Source organism: Enterobacter cloacae complex sp. P42RS (assembly GCF_014930595.1).
Classification (GTDB): Bacteria; Pseudomonadota; Gammaproteobacteria; order Enterobacterales; family Enterobacteriaceae; genus Enterobacter; species Enterobacter bugandensis.
In genome coordinates this window covers 156,433-178,305 of the sequence record NZ_JADBRK010000001.1, presented here as the reverse complement: position 1 = coordinate 178,305, position 21,873 = coordinate 156,433, and the positions used below count along the sequence as shown (strand labels likewise).

Here is a 21,873-nt window from a genome sequence, read left to right as displayed (position 1 = left end):
AAGAAGTCCTTTGGATTCAAATGATTGCAATGCAAGCGGTTTACACGCCAGAGCACTCATTCTGAATACTCACCCTGAGGTTCTTATGAGCCGAAAATGAAGAAACGCTGAAGCGCGTGCGGGCGCTGTCAACCGGACGGATTTCCTGCTACCGTTTTTTTCTTAAGTTGTTCTTCATTCACTGTTGATACAGTTACCAATGTGAAAATCTTACTAATCGAAGACGACCTGGATCTCGGCAATGGCGTACGTATCGCCCTTTCAGATCAAGGATTTGATGTCATATGGGTTCGCCGTAAAGAGGATGCGCTGCATCAGCTTGAGGTCGGCGTGCCGGAACTTATTCTGCTCGACCTGGGGCTGCCCGACGGCGACGGCATGAGCCTGATGACGCGTTTGCGCCAGCAGCTTAAGGGGATCCCCGTCATTATCCTGACGGCGCGAGGTACCCTGCAGGATCGCCTGTGCGGGCTGGATGCTGGCGCAGACGACTATCTTGTCAAACCCTTCGTTCTCGCCGAACTGCTGGCGCGAGTCAGAGCCCTTGCGCGACGCAGCTATGGTTTTGAAAATGAAGCGATAGAAATCAGGAGCTTATCGCTTCATATCCCGACGCGTCGCGTAACGGTGAATGCGCGTCACGTTGAGTTGACGGCCAGTGAATATGCGCTGCTTGAAACGTTGATGCTGCGCGCTGACCGGGTGATCACACGGCGGTTCCTGGAAGAGAGGATATTTGGCGCGAAGGAAAATCTCAGCAATGCGCTCGACGTGCATATGGGGAATTTGCGGCGAAAAATTGGTGACGGCTATGTACGAACGGTGCGGGGCGTCGGGTATGTCATTGATACCGTCGCTATCCAGAAGGTGACAGATTAATGCGAAATGTCTGGCACCAACTGAGGCGCCCAACGCTGGTACGGCGAATTATCATCGCCCAGATGCTGCTGCTTACCCTGCTGTGGTGTCTTTTTTTAACCTTTATTTTATTGGAAGACCTGCGTAGCCCTCCGATACTCACGGGAAGTAAGACTTACGAAACCATTTTTACTCTGGTTGATCTCAGTGACGAGCGCCCGCAGGATCGTAATGATGTCCTGGAAGCATTCAGCAAAGCGTTGCGGGAAGGCTATGGCGGCGGTGAAGATCCGGAGCTGTCGATTAACCTGATAGTTCGCAAAAACAACGAGGTTATTTTCTCTTCTGATGGTGCACCTACGGGGGTAAAAAACACCAGACTGGGCGAAATGCAGCGCGTTCAGAGTGAAGGTCACGCCTGGACGAGCCGCACGCTTAAATCCCCCCACTCCAACGTGGAGGTAACCCTTTTCACCCCTGCCGGAAGCTGGAACTTCTTTATCTACCTGAACTCGCGGGGCTACTACATTATGCCGCTGCTGGTATGTATTCCTTTTCTTCTGTTTCCTGCGTGGCTGTCAATCCGCATTGCGATGCGCCCCTGGAGCAAGGTGGTTAATGAGATCTCATTACGTTCGCCTGACGATCTCTCCCCTTTAAAGGCTGTTCCTGGGCATAAGGAACTCCGCCAGATGGTGGACGCGATTAATGACTTTCTTGCCAGAGTGCGGGAAAGCGCGGAACGCGAACGGGTTTTCATTGCGGACGCCGCGCACGAATTGCGTACGCCGCTGGCCGCGATGCGCATCAACGTGGAGGCGCTGCAGTCCTGGGTGAGCAGCGAGAGCCAGCGGCAGCTGCTTGCAGGGATTGTGCGCAGCAATAGCCGGGCGGCCCGTCTCGTCAACCAGCTGCTGCTGATGATGCACAGTGAAGCGCGCATTGACACCGCGATGGAGCCCGTGCCGCTAACCTCGCTCATACAAGAGCGGATGGCTGCGCTGGAGCCGCTAGCGTCCGGGCGCAAGATTGAGCTGGAATTCTTCGCTGAGGATGAAATCTGGATCGCTGGCGTCAGGGAGCGTCTGATGTCGCTTATAGACAATCTCATTGAAAACGCCGTGAAGTACAGTCCTGAGGGCGGGCGGATTCAGGTGGAGGTATGCTCAGCAGATACATCAGCCCAGCTACGCGTCTCCGATCGGGGGCCGGGTATCCCGGTTGAATTGCGCGAGCGCGTATTCGACCGGTTTTTCCGCGATCCCAATCAGCTGCAAAGCGGGAGCGGACTGGGGCTTGCCATTGTCAAAGCCGTTGCACAGCAGCACGGCAGCAGCGTAAACCTGAGTACTTCCGCAGAAGGTGGCCTCCTGGTGACGGTTGACTTCCCGAACCGCACGTATAGCTAAACCGGAACAGGGTGTTTGATCGCAAATGCCGCAGATTGCTTCAAAAAAATTACCGTATTTGTTATATTGTTGTTTATTGCTTATTCACCTCTGCGGTGCCAAAAAGAACAAGATTCACCGCAACCCAGGAAAGAGAAATGTTAGATTACCGCTTCCCGACAGCTTTGCAGATGGTTCTCAGCGTAGCGATGGCGGAGCAACTAGGTGAACGTTCGACGAGTGCGATTCTGGCCTACGGCCTGGAAGCCAACCCGAGCTTTATCCGCAAATTGATGGTTCCACTCACGCGTGACGGCATTATCGTCTCAACGCTTGGCCGCAACGGCTCAATTCATCTTGGACGTCCGCCGGAAGAGATTACCCTGCGCGATATCTACCTTTCAGTCACCGAAGATAAAAAACTCTGGGCGTCGCGCCCGGACGTGCCGGCCCGCTGCGTGGTCAGCGCGAACGCCTGCTGGTACTTCAAATCTATTTCCGAAGAAGCAGAGCAGGCCTCGCTCGCGGTATTAGCGCGCCACACCGTGGCAAGCGCGCTGGACGAGGTCAAAAAAGCCGATACCAGCGGGTGCGATCCTTTACCTGAACTGATTGCCCAGTACAAAAAAGCCCAGTAATTTACGCAAAAAAAAAACCGCCCTCATAGTGAGTGCGGTTTTTTGTTATCTGCGATATCCCTACGCAGGCAGAACCTCTCTTTCCACTTTGCCGCGCGTCACGAACTTACGCAGCGTCACGTAAAAGACCGGCGTCAGGAACAGACCAAACAGCGTCACGCCCAGCATCCCGGAGAAGACCGTAATCCCGGTGACGCCGCGCACTTCTGCGCCCGCGCCGTGGCCGAGGATCAGCGGAATGGTCCCGGCGATAAAGGCGATGGATGTCATCACAATCGGACGTAAACGCAGGCGGCACGCTTCCAGCGCTGCTTCCATGATGCCTTTCCCCTGAATTTCCAGCTCGCGGGCAAACTCCACGATAAGAATCGCGTTTTTACAGGCCAGCCCCATCAGCACCACCAGCCCCACCTGCACGAAGACGTTGTTATCGCCCCCGGTCAGCCAGACGCCAAACAGCGCGGAAAGCATGGTCATCGGAACGATGAGGATCACCGCCAGCGGCAGCGTCCAGCTTTCATACAGCGCCGCCAGCACCAGGAACGCCAGCAGTACCGCGACCGGGAAGACGATCAGCGCCGTATTGCCCTGCGTGGCCTGCTGGAAGCTCAGATCCGTCCATTCAATGTTCATTCCGTTCGGCAGGATCTGCTTAGACATCGCGTCCAGCTGCGTCATCGCCTGCGCGGACGAGAGTACGCGCGGGTCGGCATCGCCAATCAGATCCGCCGCCGGGTAGCCATTGTAGCGGATCACCGGATCCGGTCCGTAGGTGGTCGTGATTTTCACCATACTGCCAATTGGCACCATTTCGCCCTGGCTATTCCGGGTGCGTAAATTCGCAATATCTTCCACGCTGTCGCGGAACTGCCCGTCTGCCTGCGCCATCACGCGCCAGGTGCGCCCGAACTGGTTGAAGTCGTTCACGTACGACGAGCCCAGATAGGTTTGCAGCGTACCGAACAGATCGGTCAGCGACACGCCCTGCGCTTTCGCCTTATCGCGGTCAACCTGCACGTCCAGCTGCGGAACGTTAGCCTGATAGGTTGAGATCGGGAAGTGCATTCCCGGCGTCTGCATAATCGCACCGGACATGGTGTTCACCGCGTTTTGCAGCGCGCCATAGCCCAGACCTGCGCGATCCTGAATATACAGCGAGTAGCCTGACCCCTGACCCAGCCCCAGAATCGGCGGCGGCAGTATGGAGAAACCAAAGCCCTGCTGGATTTGCGCGATTTTCGCGTTGATCTCCGCGTTAATTTCCGCCGCAGAGTGCTTGCGCTGGTCAAACGGCTTCAGGCCAAAAAACACCGTCCCGGTATTCGGCGTGTTGGTAAACTGCAGCGCGTTCAGCCCCGGGAAAGCCACCGCGTAGTCCACGCCTTCGGTATTCATGCCGATTTCGCTCATTTTGCGGATCACCGCGTCGGTGCGCGCCAGCGACGAACCTTCCGGCATCTTCACGCCGCCAATCAGGTAGAGCTTATCCTGTGTCGGAATAAACCCGCCGGGTACCGCTTTAAACATGACGCCCGCGGCACACAGCAGCAGCAGATACACCACAAACACCGCGCCGCGTCGGCCAAGCGTTTTGCCCACCAGCCCCTGATAGCCGTTAGAGCTACGATGGAAAAAGCGGTTAAACGGACGGAAAATCCAGCCGAACAGGCGATCGATAAGCCGGGTCGGGAAGTCTTTCGGCGCGCCGTGCGGTTTTAACAGTAGCGCCGCCAGCGCCGGAGAGAGCGTTAGCGAGTTGATGGCGGAGATCACCGTGGAAATCGCTATCGTCACCGCAAACTGCTTGTAGAACTGACCGGTTACGCCGGAGAGGAACGCCATCGGCACGAACACCGCGCACAGCACCAGCGCAATCGCGATAATGGGCCCGGAAACTTCACGCATCGCCTGATGCGCCGCCGCAAGCGGCGCAAGCCCCTCTTCAATGTTTCGCTCGACGTTTTCCACCACCACGATGGCATCGTCCACCACGATACCAATCGCCAGCACCAGCCCGAATAAACTCAGGGTGTTAAGCGAAAAGCCCAGCAGATAGAGAATGCTGAACGTCCCCACCACCGACACCGGCACCGCGATCAGCGGAATGATCGACGCGCGCCAGGTTTGCAGGAACAGGATCACCACCAGTACAACCAGCACCACCGCTTCCAGCAGGGTTTGCACCACCGCACGGATGGAGTCGCGCACGAAAACCGTCGGATCGTAAGGTGCCGCCCACTTCATATCTTCCGGGAAACGGGTGGACAGCTCGTCCATTTTGGCGCGCACCGCGTTAGACAAATCAATGGCGTTTGCCCCCGGTGACTGGAAGATACCAATCCCGACCGCGTCTTTATTGTTAAGCTGGGAACGCAGCGCATAGCTTCCGGAACCCATCTCGATACGCGCCACGTCACGCAGGCGGACGACCGAACCGTCCTCCGACGTTTTCAGGACAATGTTGCCAAACTCTTCTTCGGTATGCAGACGCCCCTGGGCGTTAATGGAGATCAGGAAATCGCTCTCTTTCGGCAGCGGCTCGGCGCCAAGCTGGCCGGCGGAGACCTGCACATTCTGCTCCTGCATTGCCGTGACCACGTCCGAGGCGGTCAGCCCGCGGGCCGCGACCTTGTTCGGATCCAGCCAGATGCGCATCGCGTATTCACCGGAGCCGAAAATCTGAATCTGGCCGACGCCGGGCAGACGTGCCAGCTCGTCCTTCACCTTCAGCGTGGCGTAGTTGCGCATGTACAGTGAATCGTACTTACCGTTGGGCGAGAACAGATGCACCACCAGCGTCAGCGTTGGCGACTGCTTCTGCGTCGTGATGCCCAGGCGCCGCACGTCTTCCGGCAGACGCGCCTCGGCCTGCGCTACGCGGTTTTGCACCTGCACCTGCGCCTGATCCGGATCGGTACCCGGACGGAACGTGACGGTAGTAACCAGCACGCCGTCCGAGCCGGCAACGGATTTCATGTACATCATGTTCTCGACGCCGTTGATCGCCTCTTCCAGCGGCGTCGCCACGGTCTCGGCAATCACTTTCGGGTTGGCGCCCGGATACTCCGCACGCACCTGTACGCTTGGCGGTACGACGTCAGGATATTCACTCACCGGCAGAAGCGGGATGGCGATTAATCCTGTGATAAAAATCAGAATCGACAGTACGGCAGCGAAAATCGGCCTGTCGATGAAAAAGCGGGAAAAGTCCATGGGAAGGATTCTCAGGTCAAGTGATCAGTTGAGGGCGGTGCTGGCGGTCATGGCGACGGTTTTCGCGTTCACCGGCATACCCGGCATGAACACTTTCTGTAGACCGTCAACGATGACCTTATCGCCAGGTTTCAGCCCCTGCTGCACGATGCGTAAACCGTCGGCCAGACGCCCCGGCGTAATATCGCGACGCTGCGCTTTACCCTCTTTATCCACGATATAGACATACTTGCGATCCTGGTCAGTCAGTACCGCTTTGTCGTCAATAAGCATGGCCTGGAATTCCGCGCTGCCCGGCAGGCGCACGCGGGCAAAGAGTCCCGGCGTGAACTGACGCTGCGCGTTATCCAGCAGCGCGCGCATGCGGATCGTACCGGTACTCGGCGTGAGCTGATTATCAAGGAAATCCACTTTACCCTGATGGGGGTAGCCCTCCTCGCCGGCAAGGCCGATCTCAACCGGTAGCGCCGTATGGTGGCTGGACGCCCCCTGCCCGTTGCGGGCGAGATTTTGATAGTGAAGATAGGTTGACTCATCCACGTCGAAGTAGACGTAAACCGTCTTCTGCGAGACCAGGGTGGTGAGCACGCTGGCGCTGTCGCCCGCAGAGACCAGATTGCCGCTGGTGATTAACGCCCGGCTGGCGCGGCCATCAATAGGAGCCGTCACTTTGGTGAAGTCGAGATTCAGCTGCGCGGCGTCTACCGCAGCCTGGGCTGCGCGAATATCGGCCTGCGCCTGAATGGCGGCCGAACGGCGCTGCTCCCACTCTTCACGGGATACCAGGTTGGTATTGATGAGTTTATCGGTACGGTTAGCCTCGCTTCGCGCCAGGCTGGCCTGCGTTTTGGCTCTCTCCAGCGTCGCCTGCGCCTGCTCCAGCGCGGCGCGATAGGTTCGGTCATCAATCGTGAACAGCACCTCGCCCTTTTTCACCTCCTGGCCGTCGGTGAAATTCACTTTGTCGATGTAGCCAGAGACACGGGGACGAAGCTGCACGCTTTCCACGGCTTCAATCCGGCCGTTAAAGCTATCCCACTGGCTAATGGATTTCACAACCACGTCTGCAGCATTAACGGCGGGCGCGGGCGGCGCGGCGTTTTGCGCGACGCTGTCATCACATCCGACGAGCAGCACGGAGAGCATCATCGCTCCCAGCGCATTCAGATGATAGTTTCCCCAGGTTTTTTGCAGGCTCATTATTTTTATTCCGGTAATTGTAGCCGCCGGGCAAGACGCAGCGGGAGGTGCCGCGCCACTTCCTTTGTCCGGGCTGGCTTAAGGCCATTTGTGTCGTTCATCGCCACAAAACTGTAACAGTTTCGAATACACTATCGCGGCGATTGTAGGAATGCGCCTAACTAAGTGCAAGAATAATTGTTGCACTTTATGTGCTATTTGAGGCAGCGATAAAAGGCCCGTTTCGGGCAAGGATTTAAATGCAACAATAAAACTTGCAATTATCGTGAAACCAGGCCACCTTAAAATGCAACAGACAAAGATACCTTTCTATCGCTGCGTGGGGGAAACCTGATGAACACTGGCGCATTTATGCATGATTTACTCGACTGGATTGATAACAACCTCGACAGTCGCCTGGACATTGAGACCGTCTCCAGGCGCTCCGGCTACTCGAAATGGCACCTCCAGCGCCTGTTTAAAGAGCACACGGGCTATCCCCTCGCCGGCTATATTCGCGCGCAAAAGCTGCAAAAATCGGTTGAGCGCTTAGCCCACAGCGATGAGCCCATCCTGAACGTGGCAATCGCGCTCGGGTTTGACTCTCAGCAGTCGTTCAACCGCAGCTTTAAGCGCCAATTCGGTCAGGCACCTGGCGCATGGCGACGCAGTATCGGCGGCCGTGAAACGCAGCCGATGCACCAGTAGCTCACTTTTTACTGCAACATCATCCCGAAGCTGCTATACTGTATATAAATACAGTATGAGAGGTGCGTGATGGCTGTTGAAATAAAATATGTTGTCGTAAGAAAAGGTGAAGAGAAAATGACATTTGCCAGTAAGAAAGAGGCTGACGCTCACGACAAGCTGCTCGATATGGCAGACGCGTTCACCGACTGGCTGTTGCAAAGCGGAATGCAGATGGATGAAACGCAGGCTGAAAATCTTGGTCTGTATCTCGCCGAGCAGAAAGAGACCGTGCAGCATATTCTGCGCACCAGCAAGCTCCCTGCTCTCGATGCCCCTGCGGCTGACAGTAAAAAAATCAGAGCGGTAAAAGCTGCCTGATTGCCACATCGTCACCGAGCCTGACGCCGCAAGCAGCATGCTGCTTGCGGCTTTTTTATTAACGTCACGCGCCGGATCGCGGCAAGGCATCAATCATCTCCTGTAATTCATTGTACAGTCTTGCCACATGGAAACCATCGCACACGGAATGATGAACCTGAACGGCAAGGGGCAATAATACTTTGCCATCTTGTTCATAGTATTTTCCAAGCGTAAACATAGGGGCAAAAAAGTTCTTCATGTGCGCAACGTTGACGTTAAAGCTGGTAAAACTCACCCAGGGAATACCCGATATGAAAAAGATATTTTCCCTGGATTCTTCTTTAGGCCAATAAGAAAAATTATTACCGTAGCGCGCAATGTCTTCAGCGTAGGTGTTCTGGAAGTGCTGAATATTGCCATCATAATGGCTCCATAATGATGAAAAGGTCTCTGTTTCATTATGGAAAATGGTATAATTTGGATGAACTTCATTCCATATAATAAGCTCATTGTCCTTCATAGCCATACGGAACTCCGGATGACTGTTGACGATTTTCGAAATGAGAAAAATAATAGTTGGGTAAAATTTCCAGCCGACCGCTTTGATATGTTTTAACAGCGCAGTAATATCGATTAAAACCGTCTGGTTAAACGTCGACTGAGCGAACCCCTGAAAAATCTCAAAATGTTCCTTCCTTGCCCAACGAGATAAGTCAACGGACGTATATTCAGGGGTTATTTTTTCCATTTCTAAGCCTTTAATGAGCAAGCATATCTCTGATGTTAGCCTAAATTTTTTCCATGCATTAAGCAAGCAGGCTCCTCTGGAGAAAACGGCGCGGAATAACCGCTATTACGCACCCTGAAGACGTAACGTTTCCGCTTAAAACGCGCTGACCTGCCCGTACAGCGCACTCCTCACTCAATATTATCCCTCCCTCTTCGCGCAAAGGGTGTATTGTTTTTAAATGATTAATCCCCTGAAGAGAAGCGGCGTCATGATTAACATCCTCGGTAAAACCACCTCCATCAACGTTCGTAAAGTGCTCTGGACCTGTGAAGAAGCGGGCATCCCTTACCTGCAGGAAGACTACGGCAGCGGTTTTGCCTCAACAGAAACGGATGACTTCCGCGCGCTGAACCCCAACGCCATGGTGCCGGTGCTGATGGATGACGATTTCGTGCTGTGGGAGTCCAACGCCATCTGCCGCTATCTGGTGCGCAAGGCCGGACGTCACGATCTGCTGCCTGCAGAGCCGCAGGCCTGCGCCAACGTTGAACGCTGGATGGACTGGCAGGCAACTGAATTCAATAACGCCTGGCGCTATGTCTTCCCGGCGCTGGGACGAAAAAACCCGGACTTTAACGACCCTGCGCGCATTGCGGCGGGAATAAAAGAGTGGAACCACTGCATCACCATTCTGGAAAACCAACTGCAGCGCACCGGGGTCTTTGCGGCGGGCGAGACGTTTACCCTTGCCGACGTTGTGCTTGGGCTGTCAGTGAATCGCTGGAAGATGACGCCGTTTGACAAGCCCCACGTGCCGGCGATTGAGGCCTGGTATGAGCGCCTCAACCAGCGCCCGGCGTTTTTGCGTCACGGCAATAACGGCATGATATAAATTATTTACGCCCACACCTTGAGCAAGGATATTTTATTTAATTACTAAACCCTGATTGGCGTCAGAGGGAATAATAATTAAGCCATATCCTGGACAGCCCGTTGCACCGCTTTGCTAGCCTGACTATTCAGGCAAAGCTCAACCCGGAGGTATTCTTGCTGATTAAACTCAAGAAAGAACGAACGCATAAGGAGGATCGTCGGCTTGCCCTCTGGCTGGCGACCTCGGCAGGTTTGCTTAACGCCATCGCCCTTGGGGCATTTGGCTTTTTCCCCTCTCACATGACCGGCAATACCTCACAATTATCCAGCGAAGTCTCCTCCACCGATCTGAGCGATGTGATTTTCTTTGGCTCGATTATTCTCTCTTTTGTCACCGGCGCCATCCTTGCTCGTCTTATTGTACTCTGGGGCATTATCCACAATATCAGGCTGGTTTTTTGCCAAATCCTTTTTGTCGAGGGGGTACTATTGACCGGCATCTCTCTCTACGAGATGTATTTCCACGCCCTCACGAGCAACCGCGAGATTATTATTTTTCTGTGCGGCCTGATGGGCATTCATAATTCAACCTCCACGCAGCTCTCCGGAGGGCGGGTGAGATCGACGCACATTACCGGCACGCTAACGGATGCAGGCATATCACTGGCCTCCGTGCTGGTGGCGATGCTTCGCAGGGATTACTCGAAGGATACCGCGGCACAAAAAAGTCAGCTGAAAACTCACTTAACCACCATTTTCTCGTTTATGAGCGGAGGGATTGCTGGGCTGCTGCTGTTCAGATGGATTGGGTTTAACGCCATGCTGGCGCTTGGGCTGCTGCTCGCGATTGTTGCCATTTTTTCTATCATTAGCATCTCGGTTCGCGTTCGCCGGGTTCGTGCCTCTATCTAAATAACGAACGACTCTCGGCGTAAGGGCGCCCTCTGATATGTGACACTGTCACTATTTAAAATTCGCTTTAGGACTATTCTGCCCGGCACGCAACCAGCCCTTACGCCATAAGGCTTTAATTAAGGTTGTCACTAATTTCATAGCGTTACTGATTTCCCCCCTTCGCTGGAACCCTTCCCAAACGCTTGCTATAGGTCAATTACCCCTGCCGAAACATGGCATAACAACAGGCAACCGGTGGTTGCTATAACGCATGCGCACAGGGAGACACACCGCAATGCACCCATTACTCAAACGCTCGCTGCTGTTTGTCGGCGCCATTCTCGTGGTCCTCGCCCTCCTCGTCTGGGGAATCGGGCTTGAGACAATCAAGGCGCGCCAGGTTGACCTGGTCTACCTCGGGCAACAGCACATGATTCTGGTTTTCTCGTCGATGTTTTTTGCCCTGCTGGTGGGCATTCCGGCCGGTATTCTGCTGAGCCGTCCGGCCGCGCGGGGCGTCGCCGAATACGTGATGCAAATCTTTAATGTCGGCAACACCCTGCCGCCGCTGGCCGTGCTGGCGCTGGCGATGGTGGTGATTGGTATCGGCGATACGCCCGCCATCATCGCCCTGTTCCTCGCCTCGCTGCTGCCGATTGTGCGCAATACCTACGCCGGGCTGTGCTCGGTCCCGTCGTCGCTGCTGGAAGCGGCAAACGGGATTGGGATGACCAAATGGCAGCGCCTGCGCCAGGTTGAGCTGCCCAACGCCTGGCCGGTTATTCTCTCGGGGATCCGCATCGCCACCGCCATTAACGTCGGTACCGCGCCGCTGGCGTTCCTGATTGGTGCCAGCAGCTACGGCGAGCTGATTTTCCCGGGCATTTACCTGAACGATTTCCCGACCCTGATCCTCGGTGCGGCGGCCACCGCCCTGTTCGCCCTGATCCTCGACACCCTGCTGGCGGCGCTGGGTCGCGTGATGAGTCCCCATCTCGCTCGATAACAATAACAAGGAGCTTTTATGAGACTGATATCCAGCCTGGCGGCGCTGTGTGCCGCGGCGCTGTTCACCGGCCAGGCGATGGCAGCCCCGCTGATTCTGGCGACCAAGAGCTTTACCGAACAGCACATTCTCTCGGCGATGACCGTACAGTACCTGCAAAAGAAAGGTTTTCAGGTTCAGCCAAAAACCAATATCGCCACGGTGATCTCCCGCAACGCGATGATCAACAAGCAGATTGATATGACCTGGGAGTACACCGGCACGTCGCTGATCATCTTCAACCACATCAACAAGCGCATGTCGCCGCAGGAGTCCTGGGAGACGGTGAAGCGCCTGGATGCGAAGCACGGTCTGGTGTGGCTCAAACCCGCCGACATGAACAACACCTACGCCTTCGCCATGCAGCGCAAGCGCGCCGAGGCGGAGCATATCAACACCATGTCGGAGATGGTGGCGAAAATTGAACAGGTTCGCAAAACCAACCCAGACAAAAACTGGCTGCTGGGCTTAGACCTTGAATTTGCCGGGCGCAGCGACGGCATGAAGCCACTGCAGGAGGCCTATAAGATGGATCTGGACCGTCCGCAAATCCGCCAGATGGACCCGGGTCTGGTCTATAACGCCGTGCGCGATGGCTTCGTCGACGCCGGGCTGGTTTATACCACCGACGGGCGCGTGAAGGGCTTTGATCTCAAAGTGCTGGAAGATGATAAAGGCTTCTTCCCGAGCTACGCGGTCACCCCGGTGGTGCGCAAGGACACCCTGGAGGCCAATCCCGGTCTGGAAGAGGCGCTCAATACCCTCTCGGCCCAGCTCAACAACGACGTTATCACCGAGCTGAACAAGAAGGTGGATATTGACCATCAGTCACCGCAGCAGGTCGCCCGCGATTTCCTGCGTAGCAAACAGCTGCTGTAGGAGGCGCTATGGATACCGTTCACTACATTCTGGACAACTGGGACTATCTGTTAACCCTGACGCTGCAGCATCTGTGGCTGGTGGCGCTGGCCGTGGGCTTAGCGATTATCATCGGCGTCCCGCTGGGCATTTTGATTGTGCGCCACAAGTGGCTGGCGACGCCGGTGCTGGGGATTGCCACCATCGTGTTGACCATCCCTTCCATTGCCCTGTTTGGCCTGATGATCCCGCTGTTTTCGCTGATCGGTCAGGGGATTGGCGCCCTGCCTGCAATCACGGCGGTGTTTCTCTACTCGCTGCTGCCGATCGTGCGTAACACCCACACGGCGCTCGACAGCCTGCCGCCGGGCCTGCGCGAAGCCGGACGCGGCATCGGCATGACGTTCTGGCAGCGTCTGCGCTGGGTGGAAATTCCGATGGCGCTGCCGGTGATTTTCGGCGGGATCCGCACCGCCGTGGTGATGAACATCGGCGTGATGGCGATTGCCGCCGTAATTGGCGCGGGCGGACTTGGCCTGCTGCTGCTTAACGGCATCGGCGGAAGCGATATTCGTATGTTGATTGCGGGCGCGCTGATGATCTGTCTTTTAGCGATTGTGCTCGACTGGCTGCTGCACCGTCTGCAGGTGGTTCTGACTCCAAAGGGGATTCGATAATGATAAAACTGGAAAACCTCACCAAACAATTTTCACAGAAGCACGGCCAGACCTTTAAGGCCGTCGATAACGTCAACCTGAATGTGCCCGAAGGGGAAATGTGCGTCCTGCTCGGCCCATCCGGCTGCGGGAAAACCACCACCCTGAAGATGATTAACCGTCTCATCACCCCAAGCAGCGGAAACATCCTGATTAACGGCGAGGACACCAACGGGATGGACACCGTGACCCTGCGCCGCAACATCGGCTACGTGATCCAGCAGATTGGCCTGTTCCCGAACATGACCATTGAAGAGAACATCACCGTCGTGCCGCGCATGCTGGGCTGGGATAAAGCGCGCTGCAAAGCCCGCGCCGAAGAGCTGATGGATATGGTGGCAATGGATCCGCACAAGTTCCTCCACCGTTATCCGCGCGAGATGTCCGGCGGCCAGCAGCAGCGTATTGGCGTTATTCGCGCCCTGGCGGCGGATCCTCCGGTACTGCTGATGGATGAACCCTTCGGTGCGGTGGACCCGATCAACCGTGAGGTGATCCAGAACCAGTTCCTCGAGATGCAGCGCAAGCTGAAAAAAACCGTCATGCTGGTGAGCCACGATATCGACGAAGCCCTGAAGCTCGGCGACCGCATTGCGGTCTTCCGACAGGGGAAAATCGTCCAGTGCGCCAGCCCGGACGAGCTGCTGGCGAAACCGGCGAACGAATTTGTCGGCTCGTTTGTCGGTCAGGACCGCACGCTGAAGCGCCTGCTGCTGGTCTCGGCGGGAGATGTCACCGACCAGCAGCCTACTATTACGGTGCGAGGCTCTACCCCGCTTACTGACGCGTTTGCCACCATGGACGATAATGATATTCGCGCGATTACCGTGGTTGACGAGCACGGCAAGCCGCTGGGCTTTGTGAAGCGTCGCGAAGCGCGTAACGCCAGCGGGACCTGCGCCGACATCCTGCATCCGTTCCGCATGACCGGCAAAGCCGAAGACAACCTGCGCGTGGTGCTATCACGCCTGTATGAGAGCAACACCAGTTGGATGCCGATCGTGGATGAGGACGGGCGCTACAACGGCGAGATTTCGCAGGATTATATTGCCGAGTATCTGAGTTCAGGGCGTACGCGCCGGGCGCTGAATATTCATAGCGACAGTTAATTTTTCCAGCCGGGCATCGCCCGGCTTTTTCGCACGCATACCTTTTGCTAACCCCACGATTTCCCGCCACAATATTGTATCGTCCCCGTTTATTCGCGACCCATGCAACGTCTTCATACGTACCCCGACATCCGCGCAATGTTTCGCCGACTCCTGATTGCAACCGTCACCGGCGTGCTGGCCGCGCTGGCCGTTGCGGTGTTCCGCCACAGCATGTACCTGCTGGAGTGGCTGCTTCTGAGCAACGACAGCGGCAGCCTGGTGAATGCCGCCGCGTCGCTCTCCCCCTGGAGGCGCGCGCTGACGCCCGCGCTGGGCGGGCTGGCTGCCGGGCTGTTGCTCTGGGGATGGCAGCGCCTGACTGCCCAGCGGCCTCATGCCCCCACCGATTATATGGAAGCGCTGGAGACCGGCGACGGTCAGTTTGACTACGGCGCGAGCCTCGTTAAATCTCTTGCTTCGCTGCTGGTCGTTGCCAGCGGAAGCGCCATCGGCCGCGAAGGGGCCATGATCCTGCTTGCCGCCCTCGCCGCCTCCTTTTTTGCCCGGCGCTTTACGCCCAAATCGGAATGGAAGCTTTGGATCGCCTGTGGCGCCGCCGCCGGGATGGCCAGCGCCTACCATGCTCCGTTAGCGGGAAGCCTGTTCATTGCAGAGATTCTGTTTGGCACGCTGATGCTGGCCTCGCTCGGCCCCGTGGTGATTGCGGCGGTGGTGGCGCTTCTTACGACGCAACTCCTGGCACCGGGTGCCGGCACGCTCTACGCGGTCCATTTAAGCGGCATACTCACCGCGGCCGATTATGCCCTGCTGGTTGCGATAGGGCTGCTGGCGGGTCTTTGCGGACCGCTCCTGATGTGGCTGATGGCGTTCAGCCACGGACTGTTCCTGCGTCTCAGGCTTTCGCCGCCGTGGCAGCTGGCGCTCGGCGGCTTGATTGTCGGGCTGCTTTCACTTTTGACGCCGAAGGTTTGGGGGAACGGCTACAGCGTGGTTCAGGCTTTTCTGCTCGCCCCGCCGCTGCTGTCGGTGATTGCCGGCGTGTTCATCTGTAAATTGCTGGCGGTGCTGGCAAGCAGCGGTTCGGGTGCGCCGGGCGGGGTATTTACGCCAACGCTGTTTGTCGGTATGGCTACGGGGATGCTGTTCGCGCAGCTTTTCGCGCTGTGGCTGCCGGGTTCTGAGACGGCCATGTTGCTGGGGCTGGCCGGGATGGCAACGCTGCTCGCTGCGACCACGCATGCACCCATTATGTCGGCGCTGATGGTCTGTGAAATGACCGGGCAGTATTTTTTACTGCCCGGTTTACTGGTCGCCTGCGTGATAGCGTCCGTACTGTCGCGGACGTTACGCCACGACTCGATCTACGGTCAACACGCCACCGAGGGCAGAGAGATCGATGTACTGCGCTAGCTCGCGCTGCTCGGCGCGAGGCAGATAAGGCAGCTCGCCCACCAGCGGGCCAGGCAGTTTGGTGCTCAGTACGTCGATGATCTCCGCGTAGTGCGCGAGGCCTGGATTAATACGGTTTGCCACCCAGCCAGCCAGCGGCAGGCCGTCATTGGCAATCGCCTGCGCCGTCAGCAGCGCGTGGTTGATACACCCTTCCTGGATCCCCACCACCATCACTACCGGCAGCTGCTCCTGCACGACCCATTCAGACAGCGGGCGTAAATCATTCATCAGGCTGCGCCAGCCGCCCGTTCCTTCGACGACTACGTGATCGACCTGCTCACTCAGGTTCGCCAGCCCGTCGGATAACAGGGAATAATTGATCGGGCCGCTGTGCGCCACGCTGCTTTCATCTTCGCTTAACGCAATGGGATTGACCGCGTGGTAAGGCAGTTCCAGTGACGAGACGCTTTGCAGCACCAGGGCGTCTTTATTTCGCAATCCCTCTGGCGTCTCTTTACTCCCTTTTGCGACCGGTTTGTACCCAGCGACGCGTTTACCGCTTGCTGTCAGAGCCTGCAGCAATGCGCGGGATACAACGGTCTTGCCGACAGAGGTATCTGTACCAGTAACAAAGAAACGCTTAAGCATGACTCACTCCACCTCTTGGGTATGCTTCGAAAATATCAACCAGGTAAATAATTCAGTGGAGGAAGTCTACGGGATGCGTGCGCTACCCGGCTTGAGATAGCGCAATTTTTCTTACATCTGCGGAAAAGAGTTAACCCTGTAACAGGCGGATAAGCAGCGAGCCGTTGTACATGGCATCTTTGACCAGCGCCGCGCCGGCCATTGTGCCCTGGTTGGAAAACTGGGTACTTTCTACCGCAATATTTCTGCTGTAGGCGGGAAGCGACTGCTGCTGAATACAGGCCGTAATCGCCGGAAAAAGGATCTCCGCCGCCTGGCTGAGCGGTGAGCCGATCAGGATTTTTTGCGGATTGAAGAGGTTCACCATAATCGCCAGAATGCGGCCTACGTTATTCCCCACCCCGGTAATAATGTCCTTCGCCAGCAGATCCCCCTGACGCGCGGCGGCGCAAAGGGAATCCACCGTTAAGGGTTGGCCGTGAAGCGAGGAGCTCATGGACTGACTGAGCCTCACCTGCGCCAGTTCGAGCACGCTTTCCACGCTGGCGATCGTCTCCAGACAGCCATGGTTCCCGCAGTAGCAGCGTTTACCGTACGGGTCGACCTGGGTATGGCCAATTTCCACCAGGCTGCTGCTCCCGGCGTGGAGAAGCCGTCCATCGGTGATCACCCCCGCCCCGACGTTATGGTCGATGACCACCTGAATGACATCCCGCGCACCGCGCGACGCGCCAAACAGCGCTTCCGCCATCGTCCAGGCGCTGATGTCGTGCTGAATATAGACCGGCACGCCGGTATGGTTTTCCAGCACTTCGCCCAGCGGCATCTCTTTAACATCGTCGTAAAACGGCATGCGGTGAACAATACCATTTTCGGTATCAATAATGCCGGGCATGGTGATGGCAATCGCCGTTAAGCGTTCAAGCCGCTGCTGATGGCGAATAAAGAAGCGATCGATATGGGAGACAATCGCATCGAGAAGCGGTTCCTCGGCGTTGAGCGGCAGTTCAAGGCGGTCTTCCACCACCAGCTTGCTGCTGAGATCGCGCAGCGCAAGGAAGATCTCTCCGCGGCTGATGCGCAGCGAGAGGTAGTGCCAGGCTTCCGTCTCGACCACCAGGCCGACCGCCGGACGACCACGGCTGCCCGGCTCCTGAATTTCCGTCTCCTGGACCAGGTGCGCTTCCAGCATTTCGCGGACAATTTTGGTGATACTGGCAGGTGCCAGCTGTGCCAGGCGCGACAGATCGATACGCGAAACCGGACCAAGCTGATCAATCAGGCGATACACCGCGCCAGCGTTGGTCTGCTTAATCTGATCAATATGCCCTGGCTGACTATCAGCAACCACCTCGTACTCCCTTATTTTCGAGCTTCGAAATAAACTGTTGGCTATGGTGAAGCACTTCCATGGGTGTCGTCAAATATTTACTTAGCCTTGTGATTTACCGCACATTTTTACCCGTTTTCCAGGGAAATATCAGACCGCGGAAGCCTGGATTAACCGCTGTTTGAAGCGCTGGGCAGCATGACTCTGTTCGCGATGTTTTGACCACACCAGCCACATCTCCGAAACGGCATCCTCCTCGGCGATAGCAACCCAGCGCATCTCGCGCAGCTGTACCCGCTTAAAGGAGGCCGGGAGTATCGACACGCCCAGCCCGGCGGCGACCAGGCCGATAATGGTCATCGCCTCTCCCACTTCCTGGGTAATGACCGGCGCCAGATCGTAGCGGCGCATCAGCCCCAGAATATCGTCATACAGGCCCGTCCCGACCTGCGGGTCAAAAAAGACAAACGGCTCTTTTGCCAGCTCCGCCAGCGAAACCGCCGGACGCGACGCCAGCGGGTGATCGTTCGGGATCATGGCCATCAGCGGTTCGCGCAGGATAACCTCCCACGCCAGCGTGTCCGGCAGCTGGGTATTACGCATCAGCCCCAGATCGAGCGCACCTTCGTTAAGCGGCGCAATCTGCTCGCGGGTATTAATTTCGCGCGTCTGAATATGCACGTCCGGAAAATGACGGCGGAATGACGAAAGCGTCTGCGAGACGGCGCTGATAAACGGCGCGGACGAGGTAAACCCGATGCGCAGCTCTCCGGCTTCCCCAAGATAGAGCCGTTCCGCCCGGGCAGCGGCGTCGTCGACCATGCTCAGAATTTGTCGGCTGTCGATCAGAAACTGCTTACCCGCTGCCGTCAGGCTCACGCTGCGGTTGGTGCGGGCCAGAAGACGCGCCCCGACCTGCTGTTCGAGGATTTGAATCTGCTGGCTTAAGGGCGGCTGAGAAATGTTCAGCCGTGCCGCCGCGCGGCCAAAATGCAGCTCTTCGGCGACGGCGACAAAGTAGCGAAGATGACGCAGCTCGATATTCATATTTATAAAGTATCATTTGAGATTATTAATATATTAGACAGAATATTTACATTTTCCTACCCTAAACGTGTGGTCATACCCGTCACCAGAAATCACGGGGATGTTTAAGCAAGGAAACTGTGTGAGTCGTACATCTACCATTGATATCGAGCCGGCCAGAGATATTAATGATTTGCCTGTAGCATCGCAGCCGGTTCAGTTCATCAAACGTGGTACCCCCCAGTTTATGCGCGTCACGCTGGCGCTCTTTTCCGCCGGTCTGGCAACGTTTGCCCTGCTCTACTGCGTTCAGCCGATTCTGCCCGTTCTCTCCCATGAGTTTGGCGTATCGCCTGCCAGCAGCAGCGTTTCACTCTCTATTTCTACCGGCATGCTGGCGATTGGCCTGCTCTTTACCGGGCCGCTGTCCGACGCCATTGGCCGTAAACAGGTGATGGTAACCGCCCTGATGCTGGCCTCGGTCTGTACGTTACTCTCGACAATGATGACCAGCTGGCACGGCATTTTGATGATGCGCGCGCTGATCGGGCTCTCGCTCAGCGGCGTGGCGGCAGTCGGGATGACCTATCTCAGCGAGGAGATCCACCCGAGCTTCGTCGCCTTTTCGATGGGGCTGTACATCAGCGGGAACTCGATTGGCGGCATGAGCGGGCGTCTGCTGAGCGGGGTATTCACGGACTTCTTTAGCTGGCGCATTGCGCTGGCGGTGATCGGGTGTTTTGCGCTGGCATCGGCCCTGATGTTCTGGAAAATCCTGCCGGAATCGCGCCATTTTCGCCCGACGTCTCTGCGCCCGAAAACGCTGTTTATCAACTTCCGCCTGCACTGGCGTGACAAAGGTTTACCGCGACTGTTTCTGATGGGATTCCTGCTGATGGGTTCCTTCGTGACGCTGTTTAACTATATTGGCTACCGGCTGATGCTCTCGCCGTGGCATCTGAATCAGGCCGTTGTGGGTTTGCTTTCCGTGGCCTATCTCACCGGTACGTGGAGCTCGCCGAAAGCCGGGGCGATGACGGCACGCTTTGGCCGCGGGCCGGTGATGCTGGTGTTTACCGCGGTGATGCTGCTCGGCCTGCTGCTGACGCTTTTCTCTTCCCTGTGGCTTATCTTTGCCGGGATGCTGCTCTTCTCCGCAGGCTTCTTCGCCGCTCACTCCGTCGCCAGCAGCTGGATTGGCCCGCGCGCGCGTCGCGCCAAAGGCCAGGCATCGTCGCTGTATCTGTTTAGCTATTATCTGGGCTCAAGCATCGCCGGGACGCTGGGCGGCGTGTTCTGGCATCACTACGGCTGGAACGGCGTGGGCGGATTTATCGCGCTGATGCTCTGTGCCGCACTGCTGGTGGGCGCAAGCCTTCATAAATGCCTGAGATAATCATCCTGCGGGCTGATGCCCGATCCAGATAAACGGCACCAGCTTACTGGTGCCGTTTCACGTTCAGGAATCCCAGGCCTGCTCTATCTTACCGGCTTCAAACTGCGGAGGCGGTTTTCGGAAGCGGCGCGTGAGCCAGGTCAGGTAAAGGACACCCAGTGCCGCCCAGATGAGGCCAAGCGTCAGGGACGTCGCTTCGAGGTTTACCCACAGCACGCCGACCGTTGCGGCACCAATGAGTGGCAGCAGGAAATAGTGGAGCCGATCTTTCCACGTTTTGTTCAGCCCCTTACGCCGCCAGAAATGGTTGTACACCGAGAGATTAACAAACGTAAACGCCACCAGCGCGCCAAAGTTGATCAGCGCCGTCGCGGTCACCAGATCAAAGTACAGGGCCGACAGCGCCACTATCCCTACCATAATCACGTTCAGGGCCGGAGTGCGCCATTTCGGATGCACGTAGCCAAACACCCGCTCAGGAAAGACGTTGTCACGCCCCATCACATACAATAAGCGTGAGACGCTGGCGTGCGAGGCCAGGCCTGAAGCGAGCGTATTCACAAACGTGGTGCACAGAAACACCGACTGGAAGAGCTTGCCGCCCACGTACAGCGCAATTTCCGGCAGCGCGGCGTCCGGGTTCTTGAAGCGCGCGATCGTCGGGAAAAAGAGCTGCATGAAAAACGAGGCAACAATAAATATCAGCCCGCCATACAGTGCGGTCAGGAAAATGGCTTTGGGAATAACCCGCGCCGCATTTGGCGTCTCTTCCGACAGCGTGGTGACTGCGTCAAAGCCGAGGAAAGAGAAGCAGACGATAGTCGCGCCGGTAATGATAGGAAGCAGGTGCGCGTTCTCGCTGATAAACGGCTGGAGCGACCAGACGGTGCCAACCCCCTCCCCCTTGTGCAGTCCATGCACTACCAGTATGACAAAGACCACCATGATGGCGACCTGCACCAGCACAAACAGAGTGTTAAAGTTGGCGACCAGGTTAACGCTTTTCAGGTTCGCCAGCGTCAGGATCGTCACAAACCCCACCACCCAGACCCAGGGCGGGACTTCAGGGAACAACGCGGAAAGGTAGATCTTCGCCAGCAGCACGTTGATCATCGGCAGGAAGAGATAGTCCAGCAGCGATGACCAGCCAACCATAAAGCCTAAGTGAGGGCCGATCGATTTCTGCGTGTAGGTATACGCGGAGCCCGCTTCCGGGAACTGTCGTACCAGTTTGCCGTAGCTGATGGCGGTAAACATGACGCCCGCCAGCGCCAGCAGATACGAGGCGGGCACGTGGCCATTGCTGATACCGGACACAATGCCGAAGGTATCAAACACGGTCATGGGAGTGAGGTAAGCCAGCCCCATCATGACCACCTGCCAGAGCTTGAGGGAACTGCGCAGCCGGGTTCTTCCGGCCATGCGCGGCGAGTCAAGAGAGGTGTTAGTCGCCATAAACCATCCCCCCCATGCTTACCGTGGTTTGCAATCGCGTTGACCGTAACGCAAACCTGCTTAGCAAAGGGG

20 protein-coding genes are annotated in these 21,873 nt (G+C 56.7%); 13 read left to right on the top strand and 7 right to left on the bottom strand.

The features are described from left to right. The first annotated feature begins 201 nt into the window (after positions 1 to 201). From IM314_RS00860 to IM314_RS00850, 3 genes are all read left to right on the top strand, one after another. A complete protein-coding gene (locus tag IM314_RS00860; RefSeq protein WP_028012995.1) occupies positions 202 to 879 on the top strand; it encodes a response regulator in 678 nt (225 codons plus the stop codon). After that, positions 879 to 2,267 (top strand): HAMP domain-containing sensor histidine kinase, encoded by a 1,389-nt coding sequence (locus tag IM314_RS00855; RefSeq protein ID WP_047365319.1) that lies wholly within the window; start codon positions 879 to 881, stop codon positions 2,265 to 2,267. The genes IM314_RS00860 and IM314_RS00855 overlap by 1 nt, the downstream gene beginning before the upstream one ends. A 137-nt stretch (positions 2,268 to 2,404) precedes the next feature. Then, positions 2,405 to 2,884, top strand: a complete 480-nt coding sequence (locus IM314_RS00850; RefSeq protein WP_028012993.1) for an Rrf2 family transcriptional regulator — start codon at positions 2,405 to 2,407, stop codon at positions 2,882 to 2,884. A gap of 60 nt (positions 2,885 to 2,944) precedes the next feature. On the opposite strand, the gene oqxB is transcribed toward IM314_RS00850, so the two are convergent. Further along, positions 2,945 to 6,097 carry a multidrug efflux RND transporter permease subunit OqxB gene (gene oqxB, locus IM314_RS00845; protein WP_028012992.1) on the bottom strand — a complete coding sequence of 1,051 codons (3,153 nt, stop codon included), beginning with the start codon at positions 6,095 to 6,097 and terminating at the stop codon, positions 2,945 to 2,947. A 24-nt stretch (positions 6,098 to 6,121) separates the two neighbouring features. Then, positions 6,122 to 7,297, bottom strand: coding sequence for an efflux RND transporter periplasmic adaptor subunit (locus IM314_RS00840; protein ID WP_028012991.1), 1,176 nt, complete (start codon positions 7,295 to 7,297; stop codon positions 6,122 to 6,124). A gap of 333 nt (positions 7,298 to 7,630) precedes the next feature. Between IM314_RS00840 and IM314_RS00835 the strand changes: the two genes are divergently transcribed. Both IM314_RS00835 and IM314_RS00830 read left to right on the top strand, forming a co-directional pair. Next, the gene (locus IM314_RS00835) at positions 7,631 to 7,984 is read left to right on the top strand and encodes a helix-turn-helix domain-containing protein (protein WP_028012990.1); all 354 of its coding nucleotides are present in this window, start codon (positions 7,631 to 7,633) and stop codon (positions 7,982 to 7,984) included. Between the two features lie 69 nt (positions 7,985 to 8,053). Continuing rightward, complete coding sequence (locus IM314_RS00830; RefSeq protein WP_028012989.1) at positions 8,054 to 8,344, top strand: YebG family protein; 291 nt, start codon at positions 8,054 to 8,056, stop codon at positions 8,342 to 8,344. 64 nt (positions 8,345 to 8,408) lie between these two features. On the opposite strand, the gene catA is transcribed toward IM314_RS00830, so the two are convergent. Further along, the gene (catA, locus tag IM314_RS00825; protein ID WP_193358307.1) at positions 8,409 to 9,074 is read right to left on the bottom strand and encodes a type A chloramphenicol O-acetyltransferase; all 666 of its coding nucleotides are present in this window, start codon (positions 9,072 to 9,074) and stop codon (positions 8,409 to 8,411) included. A gap of 250 nt (positions 9,075 to 9,324) precedes the next feature. Here catA and IM314_RS00820 point away from each other — a divergent pair, with 250 nt between their 5' ends. The 7 genes from IM314_RS00820 (at position 9,325) to clcB (ending at position 15,964) form a co-directional block, all read left to right on the top strand. After that, positions 9,325 to 9,948, top strand: a complete 624-nt coding sequence (locus IM314_RS00820) for a glutathione S-transferase family protein (protein ID WP_193358308.1) — start codon at positions 9,325 to 9,327, stop codon at positions 9,946 to 9,948. A 155-nt stretch (positions 9,949 to 10,103) separates the two neighbouring features. Then, positions 10,104 to 10,841: a YoaK family protein gene (locus tag IM314_RS00815; protein ID WP_193358309.1), complete on the top strand. Its 738-nt coding sequence runs from the start codon at positions 10,104 to 10,106 to the stop codon at positions 10,839 to 10,841. Between the two features lie 277 nt (positions 10,842 to 11,118). Continuing rightward, positions 11,119 to 11,829, top strand: a complete 711-nt coding sequence (gene osmY, locus IM314_RS00810) for an osmoprotectant ABC transporter permease OsmY (protein WP_193358310.1) — start codon at positions 11,119 to 11,121, stop codon at positions 11,827 to 11,829. Positions 11,830 to 11,847: 18 nt separating this feature from the next. After that, a complete protein-coding gene (gene osmX, locus IM314_RS00805) occupies positions 11,848 to 12,747 on the top strand; it encodes an osmoprotectant ABC transporter substrate-binding protein OsmX (RefSeq protein WP_041910236.1) in 900 nt (299 codons plus the stop codon). An 8-nt stretch (positions 12,748 to 12,755) separates the two neighbouring features. Next, positions 12,756 to 13,403 (top strand): osmoprotectant ABC transporter permease OsmW, encoded by a 648-nt coding sequence (osmW, locus tag IM314_RS00800; RefSeq protein ID WP_028012983.1) that lies wholly within the window; start codon positions 12,756 to 12,758, stop codon positions 13,401 to 13,403. Next, a complete protein-coding gene (gene osmV, locus IM314_RS00795) occupies positions 13,403 to 14,551 on the top strand; it encodes an osmoprotectant ABC transporter ATP-binding protein OsmV (RefSeq protein ID WP_193358311.1) in 1,149 nt (382 codons plus the stop codon). The genes osmW and osmV overlap by 1 nt, the downstream gene beginning before the upstream one ends. Before the next feature lie 102 nt (positions 14,552 to 14,653). Beyond that, a complete protein-coding gene (clcB, locus tag IM314_RS00790; RefSeq protein WP_193358312.1) occupies positions 14,654 to 15,964 on the top strand; it encodes a voltage-gated ClC-type chloride channel ClcB in 1,311 nt (436 codons plus the stop codon). On the opposite strand, the gene bioD is transcribed toward clcB, so the two are convergent. The 3 genes from bioD to IM314_RS00775 all read right to left on the bottom strand — a co-directional run bounded on the left by bioD (position 15,899) and on the right by IM314_RS00775 (position 18,971). Further along, entirely contained in the window at positions 15,899 to 16,594 is a 696-nt protein-coding gene (gene bioD, locus IM314_RS00785) for a dethiobiotin synthase (protein WP_028012980.1), read from the bottom strand. The two genes, clcB and bioD, sit on opposite strands and share 66 nt — an antisense overlap. Before the next feature lie 130 nt (positions 16,595 to 16,724). Continuing rightward, entirely contained in the window at positions 16,725 to 17,945 is a 1,221-nt protein-coding gene (mlc, locus tag IM314_RS00780; RefSeq protein ID WP_041910244.1) for a sugar metabolism global transcriptional regulator Mlc, read from the bottom strand. A 129-nt stretch (positions 17,946 to 18,074) separates the two neighbouring features. Next, the gene (locus IM314_RS00775; RefSeq protein WP_028012978.1) at positions 18,075 to 18,971 is read right to left on the bottom strand and encodes a LysR family transcriptional regulator; all 897 of its coding nucleotides are present in this window, start codon (positions 18,969 to 18,971) and stop codon (positions 18,075 to 18,077) included. A gap of 121 nt (positions 18,972 to 19,092) precedes the next feature. Here IM314_RS00775 and IM314_RS00770 point away from each other — a divergent pair, with 121 nt between their 5' ends. Beyond that, positions 19,093 to 20,346, top strand: coding sequence for an MFS transporter (locus IM314_RS00770; RefSeq protein WP_041912016.1), 1,254 nt, complete (start codon positions 19,093 to 19,095; stop codon positions 20,344 to 20,346). 63 nt (positions 20,347 to 20,409) lie between these two features. On the opposite strand, the gene IM314_RS00765 is transcribed toward IM314_RS00770, so the two are convergent. Then, positions 20,410 to 21,801, bottom strand: coding sequence for an APC family permease (locus IM314_RS00765; RefSeq protein WP_041910246.1), 1,392 nt, complete (start codon positions 21,799 to 21,801; stop codon positions 20,410 to 20,412). Positions 21,802 to 21,873: the final 72 nt, after the last annotated feature.

What these genes read in the sequence shown, in the direction of transcription:
- clcB (WP_193358312.1), top strand. Translation starts at nt 14,654, where the DNA reads ATGCAACGTCTTCATACGTACCCCGACATCCGCGCAATGTTTCGCCGA.
- IM314_RS00835 (WP_028012990.1), top strand. Translation starts at nt 7,631, where the DNA reads ATGAACACTGGCGCATTTATGCATGATTTACTCGACTGGATTGATAAC.
- osmV (WP_193358311.1), top strand. Translation starts at nt 13,403, where the DNA reads ATGATAAAACTGGAAAACCTCACCAAACAATTTTCACAGAAGCACGGC.
- bioD (WP_028012980.1), bottom strand. Translation starts at nt 16,594, where the DNA reads ATGCTTAAGCGTTTCTTTGTTACTGGTACAGATACCTCTGTCGGCAAG.
- osmY (WP_193358310.1), top strand. Translation starts at nt 11,119, where the DNA reads ATGCACCCATTACTCAAACGCTCGCTGCTGTTTGTCGGCGCCATTCTC.
- osmW (WP_028012983.1), top strand. Translation starts at nt 12,756, where the DNA reads ATGGATACCGTTCACTACATTCTGGACAACTGGGACTATCTGTTAACC.
- catA (WP_193358307.1), bottom strand. Translation starts at nt 9,074, where the DNA reads ATGGAAAAAATAACCCCTGAATATACGTCCGTTGACTTATCTCGTTGG.
- oqxB (WP_028012992.1), bottom strand. Translation starts at nt 6,097, where the DNA reads ATGGACTTTTCCCGCTTTTTCATCGACAGGCCGATTTTCGCTGCCGTA.
- osmX (WP_041910236.1), top strand. Translation starts at nt 11,848, where the DNA reads ATGAGACTGATATCCAGCCTGGCGGCGCTGTGTGCCGCGGCGCTGTTC.
- IM314_RS00855 (WP_047365319.1), top strand. Translation starts at nt 879, where the DNA reads ATGCGAAATGTCTGGCACCAACTGAGGCGCCCAACGCTGGTACGGCGA.
- IM314_RS00820 (WP_193358308.1), top strand. Translation starts at nt 9,325, where the DNA reads ATGATTAACATCCTCGGTAAAACCACCTCCATCAACGTTCGTAAAGTG.
- IM314_RS00840 (WP_028012991.1), bottom strand. Translation starts at nt 7,297, where the DNA reads ATGAGCCTGCAAAAAACCTGGGGAAACTATCATCTGAATGCGCTGGGA.
- IM314_RS00850 (WP_028012993.1), top strand. Translation starts at nt 2,405, where the DNA reads ATGTTAGATTACCGCTTCCCGACAGCTTTGCAGATGGTTCTCAGCGTA.
- IM314_RS00775 (WP_028012978.1), bottom strand. Translation starts at nt 18,971, where the DNA reads ATGAATATCGAGCTGCGTCATCTTCGCTACTTTGTCGCCGTCGCCGAA.
- IM314_RS00830 (WP_028012989.1), top strand. Translation starts at nt 8,054, where the DNA reads ATGGCTGTTGAAATAAAATATGTTGTCGTAAGAAAAGGTGAAGAGAAA.
- IM314_RS00765 (WP_041910246.1), bottom strand. Translation starts at nt 21,801, where the DNA reads ATGGCGACTAACACCTCTCTTGACTCGCCGCGCATGGCCGGAAGAACC.